General features: G+C 42.1%; 15 protein-coding genes, 1 other RNA gene and 1 riboswitch. Of the genes, 15 read left to right on the top strand and 1 reads right to left on the bottom strand.

Features of this window, described 5'->3' with window-relative positions; all coding sequences use genetic code 11:
• The first annotated feature begins 55 nt into the window (after positions 1-55).
• The 12 genes from MHI53_RS14655 to MHI53_RS14600 all read left to right on the top strand — a co-directional run bounded on the left by MHI53_RS14655 (position 56) and on the right by MHI53_RS14600 (position 14,412).
• Entirely contained in the window at positions 56-2,335 is a 2,280-nt protein-coding gene (locus tag MHI53_RS14655) for a DEAD/DEAH box helicase (RefSeq protein WP_061144238.1), read from the top strand.
• Positions 2,336-2,367: 32 nt separating this feature from the next.
• Positions 2,368-3,666, top strand: a complete 1,299-nt coding sequence (locus MHI53_RS14650; protein ID WP_340371629.1) for a ribonuclease H-like domain-containing protein — start codon at positions 2,368-2,370, stop codon at positions 3,664-3,666.
• A gap of 412 nt (positions 3,667-4,078) precedes the next feature.
• On the top strand, positions 4,079-4,585 hold the full coding sequence (locus tag MHI53_RS14645; protein WP_260320336.1) for a spore coat protein: 507 nt from the start codon (positions 4,079-4,081) through the stop codon (positions 4,583-4,585).
• A gap of 64 nt (positions 4,586-4,649) precedes the next feature.
• On the top strand, positions 4,650-5,201 hold the full coding sequence (locus MHI53_RS14640; RefSeq protein WP_340371628.1) for a DUF1273 domain-containing protein: 552 nt from the start codon (positions 4,650-4,652) through the stop codon (positions 5,199-5,201).
• A 201-nt stretch (positions 5,202-5,402) separates the two neighbouring features.
• Positions 5,403-5,714: a cell division regulator GpsB gene (gene gpsB / locus MHI53_RS14635; protein WP_057915139.1), complete on the top strand. Its 312-nt coding sequence runs from the start codon at positions 5,403-5,405 to the stop codon at positions 5,712-5,714.
• Between the two features lie 77 nt (positions 5,715-5,791).
• Positions 5,792-6,181, top strand: an RNA gene (gene rnpB, locus MHI53_RS14630) — RNase P RNA component class B.
• A 561-nt stretch (positions 6,182-6,742) separates the two neighbouring features.
• Positions 6,743-7,894, top strand: coding sequence for a class I SAM-dependent RNA methyltransferase (locus MHI53_RS14625; protein ID WP_061144235.1), 1,152 nt, complete (start codon positions 6,743-6,745; stop codon positions 7,892-7,894).
• Positions 7,895-8,083: 189 nt separating this feature from the next.
• On the top strand, positions 8,084-8,284 hold the full coding sequence (locus MHI53_RS14620) for a cold-shock protein (RefSeq protein ID WP_034307871.1): 201 nt from the start codon (positions 8,084-8,086) through the stop codon (positions 8,282-8,284).
• Between the two features lie 213 nt (positions 8,285-8,497).
• Positions 8,498-10,411 (top strand): ATP-dependent DNA helicase, encoded by a 1,914-nt coding sequence (locus MHI53_RS14615; RefSeq protein WP_061144234.1) that lies wholly within the window; start codon positions 8,498-8,500, stop codon positions 10,409-10,411.
• Positions 10,412-10,531: 120 nt separating this feature from the next.
• Complete coding sequence (locus MHI53_RS14610) at positions 10,532-12,049, top strand: carboxypeptidase M32 (RefSeq protein ID WP_340371627.1); 1,518 nt, start codon at positions 10,532-10,534, stop codon at positions 12,047-12,049.
• A gap of 189 nt (positions 12,050-12,238) precedes the next feature.
• A riboswitch (purine riboswitch) is annotated at positions 12,239-12,340 on the top strand.
• A 165-nt stretch (positions 12,341-12,505) separates the two neighbouring features.
• On the top strand, positions 12,506-13,105 hold the full coding sequence (locus tag MHI53_RS14605; RefSeq protein WP_340371626.1) for a xanthine phosphoribosyltransferase: 600 nt from the start codon (positions 12,506-12,508) through the stop codon (positions 13,103-13,105).
• Positions 13,105-14,412, top strand: coding sequence for a nucleobase:cation symporter-2 family protein (locus MHI53_RS14600; RefSeq protein ID WP_340373694.1), 1,308 nt, complete (start codon positions 13,105-13,107; stop codon positions 14,410-14,412). The genes MHI53_RS14605 and MHI53_RS14600 overlap by 1 nt, the downstream gene beginning before the upstream one ends.
• 358 nt (positions 14,413-14,770) lie before the next feature.
• On the opposite strand, the gene MHI53_RS14595 is transcribed toward MHI53_RS14600, so the two are convergent.
• Positions 14,771-15,220, bottom strand: a complete 450-nt coding sequence (locus tag MHI53_RS14595; RefSeq protein ID WP_340371625.1) for a chemotaxis protein CheX — start codon at positions 15,218-15,220, stop codon at positions 14,771-14,773.
• A gap of 192 nt (positions 15,221-15,412) precedes the next feature.
• Here MHI53_RS14595 and MHI53_RS14590 point away from each other — a divergent pair, with 192 nt between their 5' ends.
• The 3 genes from MHI53_RS14590 to MHI53_RS14580 all read left to right on the top strand — a co-directional run bounded on the left by MHI53_RS14590 (position 15,413) and on the right by MHI53_RS14580 (position 17,330).
• Complete coding sequence (locus MHI53_RS14590) at positions 15,413-16,498, top strand: 3-oxoacyl-[acyl-carrier-protein] synthase III C-terminal domain-containing protein (protein ID WP_340371624.1); 1,086 nt, start codon at positions 15,413-15,415, stop codon at positions 16,496-16,498.
• Complete coding sequence (locus MHI53_RS14585) at positions 16,498-17,028, top strand: isoprenylcysteine carboxylmethyltransferase family protein (protein WP_340371623.1); 531 nt, start codon at positions 16,498-16,500, stop codon at positions 17,026-17,028. The genes MHI53_RS14590 and MHI53_RS14585 overlap by 1 nt, the downstream gene beginning before the upstream one ends.
• 143 nt (positions 17,029-17,171) lie before the next feature.
• Positions 17,172-17,330, top strand: a complete 159-nt coding sequence (locus MHI53_RS14580; RefSeq protein WP_185113151.1) for a hypothetical protein — start codon at positions 17,172-17,174, stop codon at positions 17,328-17,330.
• Positions 17,331-17,478 lie beyond the last annotated feature (148 nt).

Genomic DNA, 17,478 nt, shown 5'->3' with positions numbered 1-17,478 from the left:
GTTTCCCTTTTGCATAGAACGTTCATTCGGTAGAATAGGAATATGAGGTGGATATATGAAACTGCGAAAAAATTTACAAGAGATCATCACTGATTTAAAAACAAATGAGGGTTTTAATGAAAATATCGTACATTGGCAAGTGATTGAAGCAAAAGAGGCAAAGCAGGTTCCTTTCCCTGAACGGTTGGACGAGAAAATCAAACAAGCACTGAACAAAAGAGGGATCAATGGGCTGTATACCCACCAGGCAACTGCTTTTGAAAATGCCGTGAACGGCAATAGCCTTGTGGCGGTCACGCCAACGGCATCCGGTAAAACCCTATGCTATAATTTGCCGGTCCTTCAAAAAATACTGGAAGATGAAAAAGCGAGGGCGCTTTATATTTTTCCTACAAAAGCGCTTAGTTACGATCAAAAAAGCGAATTGAACGAAATGATCCACGAAATGGACGCCCACATAAATAGCTATACGTACGATGGGGATACGCCCTCTAATATTAGGCAAAAAATCCGTCAGGCTGGGCATATCGTTATCACCAATCCCGATATGCTTCATTCCGGAATCCTGCCGCACCATACGAAATGGGTCTCCCTTTTTGAAAACCTGAAGTACGTGATCATCGATGAACTTCATATTTACCGGGGTGTTTTCGGGAGTCATACGGCAAATGTCATTCGAAGGCTAAAGAGGATCTGCAGGTTTTATGGAAGCGATCCTGTATTCGTGTGTACGTCCGCAACCATCAATAATCCAAAAGAGTTGGCTGTGGAGCTGACGGAAACACCGATGGTCCTTGTCGATAATAATGGGGCTCCGAGCGGAAAAAAACACTTTGTCTTTTATAATCCGCCAATCGTTAATAAACCGTTGAATATTAGAAGAAGTGCGGTTTTGGAGGTCAGGAGGCTTGCGAATGAGTTTTTGAAGAATAAAATTCAGACGATCGTCTTTGCCCGGAGCAGGGTTCGTGTGGAAATCCTGCTGACGTATTTGCAGGAACTTGTATCGAAGCAGCTTGGGCCGAAAGCAATCAGGGGCTACCGTGGCGGCTACCTTCCCACTCAGCGCAGGGAAATTGAACAAGGCTTGAGGGACGGCTCCATATATGGTGTGATATCAACAAATGCCCTGGAGCTGGGAGTGGATATAGGTCAGCTTCAAGTTTGCATCATGACCGGTTATCCTGGTTCGATATCGAGTGCCTGGCAACAGGCCGGCCGCGCAGGCAGAAGGCATGGTGAAGCGCTGATCATCATGGTCGGAAGCTCCAGTGCCCTTGATCAGTATATCGTACAGCATCCCGATTATTTCTTTAACAGAAATCCGGAAACGGCAAGAATCAATCCGGATAACCTTTTGATCTTGGTGGATCATGTCAAGTGTGCGGCATATGAGCTTCCGTTTAAAAAAGGCGACACGTTCGGAAAGGCAGAAATCATGGAGGTGTTGGAATTTCTTGCCGAAGAAAGGGTATTGCATCAAAATGGAGACAAATGGCATTGGATGAACGATGCATTTCCTGCAAGCAATATCAGCCTTCGTTCCGCTGCCCAGGAAAATGTCGTAATCATCGATCAAACCAATGCCCCGGGCAATAAGGTCATTGGAGAAATGGATACATTCAGTGCAATGACCCTCCTTCACGACGAAGCGATCTATTTGCACCAAGGCACGCAGTTTCAGGTCGAAAAACTGGATTGGGAAGAAAAGAAAGCATTTGTACGAGAAGTCAACGTGGATTATTATACGGATGCTAACCTAGCTGTGCAGCTGTCTGTATTGGAAGTGGATAAACAGCGAACTTTCGCTTCGACCTCTGCGGCCTTTGGTGATGTGGCCATCCGGGCGATGCCGACGATCTTCAAAAAGATCAAATTCGAGACGCATGAAAATATTGGCTCAGGCCCGATCACCCTCCCTGAAATGGAATTACATACCAATTCAGCGATGCTTTCAATGGAGCCGGACATATTTGAATGGGACGAAAACCGGATCGAGCAAGGAATGATAGGTGCTTCCCATGCACTTAATTGCATGATTCCGCTTTATGTTATGTGCGATCCCCATGACATCCATGTGTATCCCCAGGTTAAGGCGGCACACAATGAAAAACCGACGATTTTTATCTATGATAGTTATCCAGGAGGGATTGGCTTGAGTGATAAAGTCTATGAAAATTCTGAGCTCATACTTAAGGAAACGATATCAATGATTGAAAATTGCTCTTGTGATAGCGGCTGTCCTTCCTGTATTGGAACGGAATCTGCAACAAAAACCGCTAAAAGTGATGCCAAAAGGTTATTGGGACAATTTTGTAAGGAAAAACAATCATAGAGTGCTGTGATTGGTGAAAGAAGGTGTTGGTCATGTCTTTAAAAAATAAATTGAACCGGATGAAAAAGCATATGAATATAGAGCCGGTTAAGCATGCTCCCCCTATTGCTGAAAATGCCGAGGCCGTCAAGGACATTCCTTATCTTGAAAAATGGTTGGAGAACGATACCGCTTCCTATCATTTCGATGGGGACTATTGCTTCATTAGGGAGGTCCGCTATCCTTTGGATCATAAACATGGAATATATGCCTTTTCCGAACTGAATAAGATCGTGAGGGAATGGAACCAAGCGCCGCTTTCGCATCCGCTTTCCACCAAGGGAAGAAAAAGTGAAGAGCTCTTCTTCTTCGATACCGAAACGACCGGACTCGGCGGCGGTGCCGGCAATACGATTTTTCTACTCGGTTATGCCTACATTGAAGGGGAAGAGGTAGTCGTGAAGCAACATATCCTGCGGGAGCCAGGCAGTGAAATACCGCTTTATCAAAGCTTCCTTGAGAGCATTAATTATGAAACGCTCGTTACTTATAATGGGAAGTCATTTGACTGGCCTCAGTTAAAAACGAGGCATACCTTGATAAAGGAACATGTTCCGAAACTCCCGGAATTCGGGCATTTCGATTTATACCATGCTTCCAGAAGGCTATGGAAAAATAAATTGGAACGCGTGAAGCTATCTGCAGTGGAAACGGATATTCTAGGTGTGCATCGGCTGGATGATATTCCTGGATACTTGGCCCCGATGATTTATTTTGATTTTGTCGAGAGGAAAGACCCCGAGATCTTATTCGGAATCATGAAGCACAATGAAATGGATGTGCTATCATTGATCACTTTGTATATCCATTTGTCCCGGAAAATTCTCCAAATGGATGGATATACGGAAGAGTCCATGGAAATTGCACGCTGGCTCGATTATCTAGGAAAGAAACAAGAATCGGCGGACGCCTATGAAAAAATCTTGGTCGCAGGAAATGAAGAAGAACGGATTATGGCTGGCCACGCCCTAGCCTTTCAGAAAAAGAAGCAGAAACAATACAATGAAGCGCTGGACATTTGGAAAGAGGTTGCCTTGAAGGGCAATGTCCAATTAAGGGTAGCGGCAAGAATAGAATGTGCAAAACTTTTCGAGCATCAATTCAAGGATATACCTGCCGCACTTGAATGCGCTGTAGCTGCACAACAAGAGATGATGGCGAAAGGGCAGGGCCTCGCTGCCGAAAAAAAACAAATCGAGCTGGAAAAAAGGATCCGCCGCCTGGAACAGAAAGAAAAATCCAAGGATCTTGCCGATGGTGCAAGAAAATCCGCAGTGCCAATTAATGAGTAAAAAAAGAATACAAATATTGTAGCCTTCAACTATTATGTGTAAAATGGGAAGAGCTGAGGGTGGAAGTGCCGAGACATTGATTTCACTCCCTGCATCATTTAAATTTGAAAGCGGAGCGGAGAAATGCATAAAACGACTTTATTCCTATTTTTTGTTGTCCTTTGTTTAACGATTGTTTTGTTTACATCACTAAAAGGCAGTTTCTATTCCTTTTTATAAGAAGAAAAAGCATCACCTTAATGGAAATGATTAAGGGTTAACCATAGTTTAAGATGTGTACGTGGTGTTTGTCACAAAGAGTTTTTTGCCTATTCCCCATAAATAGGTCATTTCATCAGTACACGTCTCCCCTTTTTTTCATAGTCTGTAATGGTAAGACTAAACTTATCAGACGAAAGGGGACGTATTTTAGATGAATTTTCGTAATTGTGGAGGAAATAACTCCAATGTAATGGGCGCATATAACAACAATAACGCCAATGTAATGGGCGCATACAACAACAATAACGCCAATGTAATGGGTGTATCGAACAACAACAACGTCATGGGCGTATCGAACAACAACAACGTCATGGGCGTATCGAACAATAACAACGTCATGGGCGTTTCAAACAATAATAACTCCAACGTAATGGGTGCTTATTCTCAACCGATGCAATATGGCCCAACACAAACACTTCCATCTCAAATGGCTCCGGCCCAAGTCAACCCAACCAAGCAATATGTCAATACGAATGTATCGAACACAGTGATTCCTGTCGTTCATCCATCACATACTACTACGGTCAACAAACATGTGAACACGTATAAGCATTACTTCCCGCATACACAATCCGTGGTGAATGAGTGCTATAACCAGAACTTGATTTGTGGAAAGCCGCACAATCCGTGTTGTCCACCTAGGCATTACGGATACTGATTAATAAGGGCTATTAAGCCCTTATTTTCATACATAATCACTAAAAAGGGAGATTGGCCAAGCAATGAAGGTTTTATATTTAACTGGCTACAAGGCGTTTGAATTCGGAATATTCAAAAATGACCACGAGGCCGTGAAATATATTAAGAAAGCGATTGAACAGCGTCTTTTACCGTTGGTGGAAGATGGACTGGAATGGGTAATCATATCCGGACAGTTAGGAACCGAGCTTTGGGGAGCTGAAGTGGTATTTGACATGCGGAAGCATTATGATCAGCTTAAATTAGGCGTTCTCACTCCCTTCCTGAAACAGGAGGAATCATGGAACGAGACCAATCAAGAGTATTATCGGTCGATATTGGCCCGTGCCGATTTTGTGGAATCGATTTTCAATAAACCATATGAAGGGCCTCAACAATTGAAAATCAAAAATAAATATATGATCCATAAAAGTGATGCGATGCTCATCATTTTTGAAGCCGAAAAAGATGGTTCAGCCAAATACCCATACTATGAGGCGCTGAAAAAAGCGGAAAATCAACCATACCCCATCTATCAGGTGAACTTTGATGACCTGCAAATGGCGGCGGAAGAGGGCAACTGGACCGGAGAATGACGGTGTGAAAATAATTATGGATTAAAAGTTGTTTCTGAAAGCCATTCATATTATGATGAAATTTAGATAGAGATTCATGGGAGTACATAGCGCGCACGCAAACAGCATGCATTTGTTAGTGTGTTTCGTTGACAAACCCAGTCAGATTTGAAAAAATAATAAAAAGTCGATTGTATTGGCGAAAGTATTGAGGTGAGTCTTATGCTATCCGATAAGATAAAATTAACGGCTAAAGATATTCTTGAGAAGGATTTTAAAACAGCCATGCGCGGTTATAAACCTGAAGATGTCGATCAATTCCTGGATCTGATCATTAAAGATTATGAAGTGTTCCATCAGGAAATCGAGGATCTTAAACAAGAAAATCTCAAATTGAAAAAACATGCCGAAGAAAGTACAAAACGTCCGAACCAGCCTGCTCCCAGTGCAACTCCGGGAACCACTAACTTTGACATCCTGAAACGGTTATCCAATCTGGAAAAACACGTTTTTGGAAACAAGCTTTTTGATTAATTCCTTCTACAAAAAGGAAAATGATTTTGGTGTTGTGTTTTGATAAGTAATGGAGTATAATCAATGATGTTATGTTAACGTTTGGGTAATTGCTGCTGCATTCTTTGCAGTAGAGGAAAGTCCATGCTCGCACGGACTGCGATGTCCGTAGTGTTCGTGCCTGGCGAAAAAATAAGCTTGGGCAGCAGTCTTGGACTGTTGACGGCTGGGAAAATGCCTAAGTCCTCTTGGATATGGCATGACTACCTATAAAAGTGCCACAGTGACGGAGCCTTTACAGAAATGTAAAGGGTGGAACGAGGTAAACCCCACGAGCGAGAAACCCAAATTAATGGTAGGGGCGCTTTCTTCCTTGGAATTGAACGAGGAGAAGGACAGGAGCCATGCTTCTGTAGATAGATGATTACCGCCGAAGTACGAGACGCGAGTCGCTTGCAGTACTGAGGAACAAAACATGGCTTACAGAACGTTATCATATTATATCAAAAGCACAACTCTCCTTTTAAAAGGAGAGTTTTTGTTTGTGAAGCACCCCTTTAATAAATTATTTATCGATATCCAAAACTCCTCTGTGTTAAACTAAGTACTTGACGGAAATCACGAATCACGAAGTTCTACCATCATCCATGTAGAAGCAGAAAGACGATGGATTGGTTTCATCCTCTGCCTGTATGCTTAAAAAAAATCTGAGATAGTTACGCTATTCCATGATTCTGGGTATCCTCTATATATAAGGATCCGTCAATCGAGTATAAGGATGGGTGTGAATAGCAGCTGCATGAGTATCGGAATTTCACCAAAAAACGATTGCGGTCATGGCCAGTCGATACATAGAATGTGTGTAAGCTTCAAGCGTTGGATGACTGCATATGGGTAAGCTTTTTAAAAAAGGCAATCTCCGACGAACGCTAAGCGGATTAAAAGGAACGGGAATTTTTGATTAAAATCGACGTCCTGTCAGATACTGCCAAAAGAAGGCAGAGCAGGGCGGTCATGATTTGGATTAATGGGAAGAAGGTGCAATACTAATGAAACAATTCGATATTATCGCGACGTCAGCAATGGGATTGGAATCCATTGTTGCCAAGGAAGTTAGGGATTTAGGTTACGATTGTCAGGTCGAAAATGGAAAGATCATGTACAAAGGTGATCAATCTGCGATTGCCCGCTCCAATTTATGGCTTCGGAGTGCAGATAGAGTCAAAATTAAAGTCGGAGAATTCAAAGCATATTCTTTTGATGAATTGTTTGAAAAAACGAAGGCCTTGAATTGGGAAGATTATTTGTCGGCCGATGTCGAGTTCCCTGTTAGCGGTAAATCCGTTAAATCACAGCTTTACAGCGTGCCTGATTGCCAGGCTATCGTCAAAAAGGCCATCGTTGACAGATTGAAAAGCAAATATAAGCAAGTATCCTGGTTTGCCGAGACTGGCCCTTTGTTTAAAATAGAAGTATCCATCTTGAAGGATGTAGTGACGCTTACGATGGACACCTCAGGTGCAGGCTTGCACAAACGTGGCTATCGGACCGGGCAGGGGGAAGCGCCCCTTAAAGAAACCTTGGCAGCAGCCTTGATCATGCTGACCAATTGGAAACCGGAAAAACCTTTCATCGATCCATTCTGCGGATCCGGGACGATTCCGATCGAGGCAGCCTTGATCGGGCAGAATATAGCTCCTGGCTTCAATCGCGAATTTGTTGCGGAAACGTGGTCGTGGATGGACGGTAAGGTCTGGGATGAAGCGAGGAATGAAGCGGAGGACTTGGCCGATTATGATCAGCATTTGGATATAACCGGCTGTGATATTGACCATCGAATGGTTGATATAGCCAAGGCCAATAGTTTTGAAGCTGGCCTGGGGGATTTGGTTGAATTCAAGCAAATGCAAGTGAGGGATATATCAACGAGGAAAGAGTATGGTGTCATTGTCGGTAACCCTCCGTATGGTGAACGGCTTGGGGAGAAAAAAGCGGTCGAACAAATGTATCGGGAAATGGGACAGGCGTTCAAGAAGCTTGATACCTGGTCCGTATACATGATCACCTCCAACCCTGACTTCGAACAGCATTACGGTAAGCCAGCAACTAAAAAAAGGAAGTTGTTCAACGGCTTCATTCGTGCCGATCTTTATCAATATTGGGGAAAACGCCCGCCGAGACAGCCTCGAGTCGAGGAATAGGTCCAATATAATGGAACATTTTGAATAGTCAGGACGTTTTATTCATAATAGGTTCCAGTCTTGCTTATCATTTCCTTTTCTGTTATTCTAATAATGAATTATTTTTGTTCAGATTTAAGGAATACCTTAATGTGCAATGAGCAAGGATAGTAATATAATGTGTGGAAAACACACTAGGAGGCAACAAAAATGGAACAAGGTAAAGTAAAATGGTTTAACGCAGAAAAAGGTTTTGGCTTCATCGAACGTGAAGGTGGAGACGATGTATTCGTACATTTCTCAGCTATCCAAGGCGAAGGTTTCAAAACACTTGAAGAAGGCCAAGATGTTACATTTGATGTAGAACAAGGTCAACGTGGACCACAAGCATCAAACGTAAACAAAGCTTAATTCAACCCTATATTATTTACAGACAGGCTCTTTTTAGAGCCTGTCTTTTATTTTCCTTGGACCAATTATGAACAGCATGCGCTGAACATTTCATTCCTGGTATATGGCAAATACCTTGACTATTAAAGTGTAATGAAGGATAATATACTTTTGCTTAAGATTATTACGGTGCGGATTTGACTTACTTTATGATAGATAAAAGGGGAGACCAGGATGCTTAAAACACTGCCTTTTTCGGTAACAAAGGAAGATTCTTTTTACGATAAGCTTTCAGAATGGATCGGTGATGTTTTTTACGATATTCTTCCCGAAAAAGGATTTGAGCTGCGTGATGAACAAATCTTCATGGCATTTCAGTTGGAAAAAGCCTTTAAAGAAAAGAATGTAAGTTTTGCTGAAGCTGGTGTAGGGACCGGTAAGACCTTGGTCTATTTACTATATGCGATTTGTTATGCAAGATATACGAACAAGCCGGCAATCATTTCGTGTGCAGATGAAACATTGATTGAACAGCTTGTGAAAGAAGAAGGCGACATTGAAAAAATCAAGAATGCGTTAGGTATTGAAGTGGATGTCCGTCTTGCCAAATACCACGATCAATATGTTTGTCTTAAGAAATTGGAGCATGCGGTCAACCATGAAGATTCTGAAGGCATCGATCAGCTTTATGATGAACTTCCGAAGTTTGTCCATGATAATTCATCCATGAATGCCTATACAGCATACGGGGACCGTAAACAATATCCCTATTTGAATGATGAAGATTGGTCCAAAGTCGGCTGGGATCAGCTTCAAAACTGTTTTACTTGTGATAAACGCCATCGCTGCGGACAAACCCTATCACGGGATCATTATCGAAAATCAAGTGATTTGATCATTTGTTCCCATGACTTTTTCATGGAGCATGTATGGACTAAAGAGAAACGGAAGCGCGAAGGGCAATTACCTTTACTTCCAGAGCATAGCTGCGTCGTCTTTGATGAAGGCCATCTATTGGAATTTGCTGCTCAAAAGGCGTTAACGTACAAAGTCGGCGAACAAACACTCGCTTCTGTTTTGGAATTGCTTACAGGCAATCAGGTTCGTGAAGAAACGCTATACATCATTGAAGACTTAATTGACATCAATGAAGAGTTTTTTGATTTGCTCGATGAAAAAGCGATTCATGTCAGCGGTTCGAATCGCTATGAAATCCCGATGTCCAAACAAATAACGAGCTTCGCCCAAAAGCTTCATAAAAAGGTTGAAGAGTTGGAGGAGAGCCTCGTTTTTGAAGCGGAAATGTACACGATCAATGATTATGACCTAAAGGTTACGGAAGAATATTTAGAACAGCTGGGCTACTCGCTTTCACTATTCGTGAAGGATGAGCAGGCCGTTTCCTGGTTTGAAGAAAATGAAATGACGAAAACATTGGTCATTATGCCAAGGCTGGTACAGGACATCCTGGCTGAACAAGTATTTTCTAAAAAGATCCCGTACATTTTCTCATCGGCGACATTATCGGATAATAAATCTTTCCAATACATTGCTGATAGCTTAGGGATAGAAAAGTATGACAGCTTCTCTGTGGAATCTCCATTCGACTATGATGAAGTTATGAAAATGAACATGCCTGTCTTTGAAAATGGAGACCAAATGGCAAAGCTTCAGTATACATTGAAAACGATTGAGGAAAATGAAGGACGGACGCTGGTGTTATTCCATTCAAAAGAAGAATTGCATTGGTTCAAGGATCATTGTCCTGAATCCGCTTATCCTTTTTATTTTGAAGGGGAAGCGGAAATCAGTGATCTTGTTAAGAAGTTTCAAGAAGATGAGCAATCATCCCTGTTCTCCTATCATTTATGGGAAGGTCTGGATGTTCCGGGGCCATCACTGCAAAATGTCGTGATACACTCCTTGCCATTCCCGCCGCGTGATCCAGTGTTTGAAGCCAAACGGAATTCGGTTGCCGATGCATTCGAGGAAGTGGATCTTCCATATATGCTCCTTCGCCTGCGTCAAGGGATAGGTCGCTTGATCAGGACGAGCGATGACTCTGGAACCGTTCAGATTTTGACGGAAAAGAATCTTTCGGAACAGGTGAAAGATAAGATCGTCTCCGTTCTTCCTGTTACATTGTAAACGCACTTCAGTCTAGAGCCTAAGGGGGCTTGCTCCCTTGGCTCTTTTTTTTTGCCGATAGTTCTGAGGTGAATGATTTTAGTATAATATGGTAAAGTGTAGGTGGAAGGAGCAGTGAAAATGAATAAAAAGGGTATCGAACTGATAGAAAAGGAATTTAAAGAGTATATCAAGAAAATTGCCGCCTATAAGGAGGCACTGGCGCTGATTTTTTGGGATTTGCGCACAGGTGCACCGAAAAAAGGAGTAGAGCAGCGATCAGAAGTTGTTGGGGTTTTATCCTCAGAGGTTTTTAATATGAGCACAAGTAACGAGATGGAGTCGTTCATTACAGAACTTGCAATGGGGGAAGCGAGCCTGAGCCCTACGACCAATAAAATGGTACAAGAATGTAAAAAAGAGTTCGTAAGAAACAAGAAGATCCCTGCAGATGAATTCAAGGAATTCGTAATTCTGCAATCCCGCTCTGAAAGTGCTTGGGAAGAGGCAAGGGAAAAAGCGGATTTTTCGTTATTTCAACCTTACCTAGAGCAAATTGTTGCGTATACGCGTAAGTTCGTAGAGTATTGGGGCTATGAGGGACAGAAATACAACACCCTATTGGATATGTATGAACCAGGGATGACCGTAGACATACTTGACAAGGTATTCAGTGAACTCCGTGCGAGTATCGTGCCTCTTGTAAAGCAAATCGCTGCAAGTGAACATCAACCGGAAACGGCATTCCTTTATAAAAAGTTCCCAAAGGATAAACAGCATCAATTGAACCTTGCCGTTTTAGAACAGCTGGGGTATGATTTCAAGGCTGGCAGGCTGGATGAAACCGTCCATCCTTTTGCGACTGGAATTAATCGGGGGGATGTCCGGGTGACGACCCGCTACGATGAGAATGATTTCAGGGGTGCCATCTTTGGTACGATCCATGAATGCGGACATGCCATTTATGAGCAGAATATCGCGGAGGAGTTAACCGGAACGCTGCTTGATGAAGGGACATCAATGGGGATCCATGAATCGCAATCACTGTTTTTCGAGAATTTCATTGGGCGGAACTATAGCTTCTGGAAGAATAAATATTCCCTTCTAAAAGAATTTGCTCCCGGGCAATTCGATGATGTGACGCTGGATGACTTCTACCGTGGCATTAACGAATCAAAGCCATCTTTGATCCGCATTGAGGCAGATGAACTTACATATCCTTTACACATCATGATCCGGTATGAGCTGGAAAAAGCCCTATTCAACGGAGAACTTGAAGTGAAGGACTTGCCTAAGGTCTGGAATGAAAAATATAAGGAATATTTGGGGATCGTGCCTGAGAATGATGCCATGGGTGTATTGCAAGATGTACATTGGTCAGACGGCAGCTTCGGCTACTTCCCATCTTATGCATTGGGATATATGTATGCAGCCCAAATCAAGCAGTCCATGCTAAAAGACTTGCCTGAATTTGATGCTTTGTTGGAATCCGGCAACATGGAACCAATCAGGAAATGGCTGAATGATCATGTCCATAAATACGGCAAAACAAAAAAACCTCTAGAGATTTTGGAAGAAACGACAGGGGAAGGATTGAATGTCCAGTATTTAATTCAGTATCTTGAAAGTAAATACAAAAAAGTTTATAAAATTCAATAGAATAAAGGGGGACCTTGGTGAAAACGCCAGGGTCTTCCTGTTTTTTGGAGAATTAGGGAAAATAACTGGCTATCAAATTTCATAATATTCCAAATAAACGAATGATCATTATACATTTTAATTGAAAGTTCGGTTTTTATCAAAAATGCCTTTTCAAATTAAAGAAGCGTTGTTATAATTCATATATTAATAAAATTATAAAGTTTCACTCGTATAATCGCAGGGATATGGCCTGCAAGTTTCTACCGAATTGCCGTAAATAATTCGACTATGGGTGAGTAATAGGTTCTGTCGCATACATAATGGGAGGCTTTTGCCGATTCATTATACATAAATGCCCAGGAATATTGCTTCACTCCAACAAAGTGCCGCAATGTTTCCTGGGCTTTTTCATTTTGTCCGGAAACAAGGCACGGTTTATGGGTCAAAAAACATCCAAGACTGGGAGGAACCTTCATGCAACTTTTAAAGGAAAAAATCTTGTCCGAGGGTCAAGCTTTATCTGAAGACATATTAAAAGTGGATTCATTCTTAAATCATCAAATGGATCCTTTGCTGATGAAAGAAATCGGTAAAGAATTCGCCAAGCGTTTTGAACAAAAGGAAATAACGAAAGTGCTGACCATCGAATCTTCAGGCATTGGACCTGGATTGATGGCAGCCTTGGAATTGGAAGTCCCGCTAATCTTTGCACGCAAACGTAAATCGCTTACGTTGACAAAGGATTTAGTGACTGCTTCCGTCCATTCCTTCACAAAGCAAGAAACCAATACAATCACGGTTTCCAATAAATATATTGAAGCGGGCGATAAGGTATTGATCATCGATGACTTCCTTGCGGTCGGTCAAGCAGCTAGAGGCTTGGTGGATATTTGCCGTCAGGTTGGTGCAGAAGTGGCAGGAATCGGCATCGTTATCGAAAAAGCTTTCCAAAGCGGCGGGAAGGACCTTAGGGAACAAGGCTTTCAGGTGGAGTCACTTGCAGAAATCGCGGAATTGAAACTCGGTGAGATAACGTTCGTTGAAGAAAAGGAAGGGGCTCCGATCCATGTCTAATCAATCACCCATTAAAAGTTGCTTCCTTAGGATTACAGCATGTTCTTGCCATGTATGCAGGTGCGATCGTCATCCCATTGATTGTCGGTGGGGCGCTGGGATTGACCGCAGCGCAGTTAACCTATTTAGTATCGATTGATATTTTAATGTGTGGAATAGCAACCTTATTGCAAGTATGGAAAAATAAATTCTTTGGAATTGGGCTTCCTGTGGTACTAGGTTGCACGTTCACAGCAGTTAGCCCGATGATAGCAATTGGTACGCAATATGGAATCAACTCCATTTACGGCTCCATTTTGGTATCGGGATTGATTGTCGTGTTAATCAGTAAATTCTTCGGGAAGTTGGCAAGGTTCTTCCCGCCCATTGTCACTGGATCGGTCGTTTTGATCATTGGCATCACGCTCATTCCTGTCGCGATCAACAATCTCGGCGGAGGTCAGGGGGCTGAAGATTTCGGTGACTTGACGAACGTGGCCCTTGGATTTGGCACTTTATTATTCATCATATTCATGTATAAATTCTCAACGGGATTCGTACGCTCCATTTCCATTTTATTAGGGCTGTTGGTGGGGACCTTGGTTGCATTTTTCCTTGGAAAAGTGGATTTTAGCTCAGTGGTCAATGCCACTTGGCTGCATATGCCACATTTCTTCTACTTCGGCCTTCCGACATTCAACATCACACCGATCATTACCATGACTTTGGTGGCGATCGTCAGCTTGGTGGAGTCGACTGGCGTATATTATGCACTTGGTGAAATTACGGAAAAAGAGATTTCAGAAGACGATCTAGCTCGTGGATACCGTGCCGAGGGGCTAGCCATCATGATTGGCGGTTTGTTCAATGCCTTTCCATATACCGCTTTTTCACAAAATGTCGGATTGATTCAACTGTCAGGCATCAAAACAAGGAATGTCATTTATACTACGGCAGGTATTCTTATTTTCATAGGTTTTGTTCCGAAAATTGGTGCATTCACGACCATTATCCCCTCATCCGTACTTGGCGGCGCAATGGTGGCGATGTTCGGTATGGTGGTAGCTGCCGGGATCAAGATGTTAAGCAAAGTGGACTTTGCCTCCCAAGAAAATTTATTGATCATTGCTTGTTCAGTCGGCATGGGCCTAGGGGTGACGGTCGTTCCTGAGCTATTTGCCCAAATCCCGCAAAGTTTTCAAATCTTGACGGAAAACGGTATTGTTGCCGGTAGTTTGACAGCGATTTTCTTGAATATCGTCTTCAACATCATTCCGACGAAGGGAAAAGTAAAGCAAGCGGGTCTGCAAGGCCAGAAGGCAGCCTAAGTTTTAGTAGATTCAGCCGTTTCATGCCCCGAATTCTCAAATCCGAGAATTCGGGGCAATTTTTTTTCCTGAAAATGCAGCACCATTAAAGATGCATGATGGTTTTATCAGATAAAAGGAAACTATCTTCCGTTATTGAATATATTGATAGTATATGTTCAGGAAAGTAGTGATAGAGATGGAGAAAAAATATTGCATTCATTGTCGGACCATTTTAAGCCAGGAGTTCAGGTGCAGTGTTTGTGGCAAAGAGGAGTTTCAAAGCATAATTATCCAGGTACAAAATCAATCTTCCATAAAAGAGGAAGATTGAAAGCACCCCCTTACTTCATCAGTAAGGGGGCTTTATTGGGTATGGCTATTTTTCGATCATGAGGATGAAATGAATCGTCCCTGCACCATCCAATGAGATGGGGAGATTAATGGCTTCATTAAAGCCATATAATTTCGTCTTGCCGACTATGACGGTGGGAGGTGTTATATCCATCGTTGTATCGGCTGCCAAGGAGGTTGCCATATTTCCTGCGAGCATATTGCCAAGCTCGGCTGCGAAAGATTCAAGCATTTCACCTTCCAATGGCATGCCAAACATGCTTTCACCTATTTTACTCATGCATTCGTTTGTGCCCTCAATGATCAGTCTTCCGCGAATATCGCCTGTCATGCCGATGAGGACGCTGATGGATTCCTGCTCGAAAGGCTGCCTAAAGAAAGAGGGCTTTTGAATATCCAACGAGAAAGGAAGGACCGATTTGACAGCGAGAATGGTTCCATTCAGGACTTTTGTGATAACAGCGTTGCTTTCCATATAATATAATCCTCCGATAGTATGGGTTTATTCTCTATCTTACCAAATAAATAGGTTTTTTTACCTATTTATTTTAATGAATTAAGAAAAAAATATAAGAAATCAACAAAAGCTGTAGTCATTTAGTTAGAAAGCATAAAAATTTTCTTGGTGGGTATATTACCCATATCAAGAATAATAAGGGGTGGGCTCATGCCGTATTTACTATCTGCTTCACATATAAAGCTGCCATATTTACTTTCACAGGATAAAATAATGGAATTTTCACGGGAGATCTTCGGACCTTCCTTTAAAAATATTGAACGGTTACTAAAAGCCTTTAAGAATGGACAAGTAGAGAATCGGTATTTTTCCAATGATCTTGATTGGTTTAAGGAAGAGCATACTTTTGCCGAACGGAATGATTTATATATCAAGCAGGCCATTGAGTTCGGTGTGGAGGCGATTCAAAAATGCTTGGCCAACACGGAATTCTTAAAAGAGGAGCTTCCGGCAAACGAACTGGATGCTTTCTTTTATATTTCGAGCACGGGGATGGCTACTCCGACGATCGATGCCCGGATCATGAATGAACTTCCATTTAATCCGCATGCGAAAAGGATTCCGATTTGGGGGCTAGGCTGTGCTGGGGGGGCGAGCGGCCTATCACGGGCTTTCGAATATTGCAAGGCTTACCCGAAGGCGAAGGTCATTGTCTTAAGCGTGGAATTATGCAGTTTAACATTCCAAAGAAACGATATTTCAAAAAGCAATCTCATTGGAACCTCCTTATTTTCTGATGGAGTAAGCTGTGTATTGGTGTGCGGCGATGAAGTATCTCCTGAACTATCAAGAAAAGAACGTCATTTGTCCTTCCTGGATTCCCAATCCACTCTCATGCCGGATTCCTTGGATGTAATGGGGTGGGATGTTAAGGATCAGGGACTATATGTCGTTTTCTCCAAGGATATTCCCACCATCATCAAGGATTGGCTAAAACCGAATGTACAAGCCTTCTTAGTGGAAAATGAACTGAAGCTCGACGATATTACGGATTTCATTGCTCATCCAGGCGGGAAAAAGGTCATTGATGCCTATCACGAAGCCTTGGGATTCGATGATAGCATGACCAAAGAGTCAATGAATGTATTGAGGGAGTTTGGCAATATGTCATCAGCCACCATTTTGTATGTTTTGGAGAGATTCATGCAGCGCGGCGGAAATAAAGAAGACTTAGGCTTGGCCGCTGCATTGGGGCCGGGATTTTCATCCGAACTGTTATTAATGAGGTGGACATGATGATTTTTGCCATTTTCATTGTCTTGATTGCGACTCAGCGCCTCGCGGAATTATATATTGCCAAACAGAATGAAAAGCAGCTGAAAGGGGCTGGAGCGGTCGAATACGGTGAGTCCCATTACAGATGGATGGTCCTGATGCACGTAAGCTTTTTTATCGTCCTCATTTTTGAAGTAATCGTGTTTGGAAGGGATGTCTCTGCCCTATGGCCTATATGGCTGACTCTTTTCCTGGTTGCTCAGTCAGGAAGGATTTGGGTGATCAGCTCATTAGGGAAGCATTGGAATACAAAAATCATCGTCGTTCCCAATGCCGAAGTAGTCATTAAAGGACCTTATAAATTTTTCAAACATCCAAACTACATTATCGTGGCTACGGAGATTATCGTTATTTCCTTGTTATTCAATGCATATTATACAGCGATCATCTTTACGGTTTTGAACATCTGGATGATGGCGGTTAGAATTCCTCTTGAAGAGAAAGCATTAAAGGAAAATACGGAATACTCGGCGGTTTTCAAAGGAAAATAAAAAACATTTCATTTTCTTATTGAAAATGATTATCGTTCGTGATAATATCTTAATTGAAGATGAAAATTATTCTCAATCAAATAACCAAATGAATTCTTTAAAAAATAAAAAGCAGTTCAATATAAAAGAGGATGGTGTATGTAATGGTCTGGGTATTCATTTTATTGACAATCGCTACATATGGTTTTGTGATGAAATATGTACTGAGTAATATTCAAAAACCGGCAAAGGCGAATAGACCTTATGATGAGTCAACAAAGGAAAACCGGGCATCATTCAACCCCACTCCTACAACCAGGTAAATAGCCTGGTTTTTTTTTGTTTCAAAAAAGGGTTTCGATCAATCAAACTGCGCCTATCCACCAATCGGTGGTTTTTTTTAACATGCCATGTAATGCATCATATAGTAAAACTAAAAGCTGACGGTATGAATAACAATCGAAATCGTTT

The organism is Peribacillus sp. FSL E2-0218 (assembly GCF_037992945.1).
In the GTDB taxonomy this organism is placed as follows: domain Bacteria; phylum Bacillota; class Bacilli; order Bacillales; family DSM-1321; genus Peribacillus; species Peribacillus simplex_B.
The sequence above is the reverse complement of the archived record's forward strand: the minus strand, read 5'-3'. Positions and strand labels throughout refer to the sequence as shown.

Excerpts from the sequence above, each read along its gene's own strand:
- MHI53_RS14650 (WP_340371629.1), top strand. The coding sequence starts at position 2,368 with ATGTCTTTAAAAAATAAATTGAACCGGATGAAAAAGCATATGAATATA.
- MHI53_RS14610 (WP_340371627.1), top strand. The coding sequence starts at position 10,532 with ATGAATAAAAAGGGTATCGAACTGATAGAAAAGGAATTTAAAGAGTAT.
- MHI53_RS14615 (WP_061144234.1), top strand. The coding sequence starts at position 8,498 with ATGCTTAAAACACTGCCTTTTTCGGTAACAAAGGAAGATTCTTTTTAC.
- MHI53_RS14605 (WP_340371626.1), top strand. The coding sequence starts at position 12,506 with ATGCAACTTTTAAAGGAAAAAATCTTGTCCGAGGGTCAAGCTTTATCT.
- MHI53_RS14585 (WP_340371623.1), top strand. The coding sequence starts at position 16,498 with ATGATTTTTGCCATTTTCATTGTCTTGATTGCGACTCAGCGCCTCGCG.
- MHI53_RS14645 (WP_260320336.1), top strand. The coding sequence starts at position 4,079 with ATGAATTTTCGTAATTGTGGAGGAAATAACTCCAATGTAATGGGCGCA.
- MHI53_RS14625 (WP_061144235.1), top strand. The coding sequence starts at position 6,743 with ATGAAACAATTCGATATTATCGCGACGTCAGCAATGGGATTGGAATCC.
- MHI53_RS14580 (WP_185113151.1), top strand. The coding sequence starts at position 17,172 with ATGGTCTGGGTATTCATTTTATTGACAATCGCTACATATGGTTTTGTG.
- MHI53_RS14640 (WP_340371628.1), top strand. The coding sequence starts at position 4,650 with ATGAAGGTTTTATATTTAACTGGCTACAAGGCGTTTGAATTCGGAATA.
- MHI53_RS14620 (WP_034307871.1), top strand. The coding sequence starts at position 8,084 with ATGGAACAAGGTAAAGTAAAATGGTTTAACGCAGAAAAAGGTTTTGGC.
- MHI53_RS14590 (WP_340371624.1), top strand. The coding sequence starts at position 15,413 with ATGCCGTATTTACTATCTGCTTCACATATAAAGCTGCCATATTTACTT.
- MHI53_RS14595 (WP_340371625.1), bottom strand. The coding sequence starts at position 15,220 with ATGGAAAGCAACGCTGTTATCACAAAAGTCCTGAATGGAACCATTCTC.
- MHI53_RS14655 (WP_061144238.1), top strand. The coding sequence starts at position 56 with ATGAAACTGCGAAAAAATTTACAAGAGATCATCACTGATTTAAAAACA.
- gpsB (WP_057915139.1), top strand. The coding sequence starts at position 5,403 with ATGCTATCCGATAAGATAAAATTAACGGCTAAAGATATTCTTGAGAAG.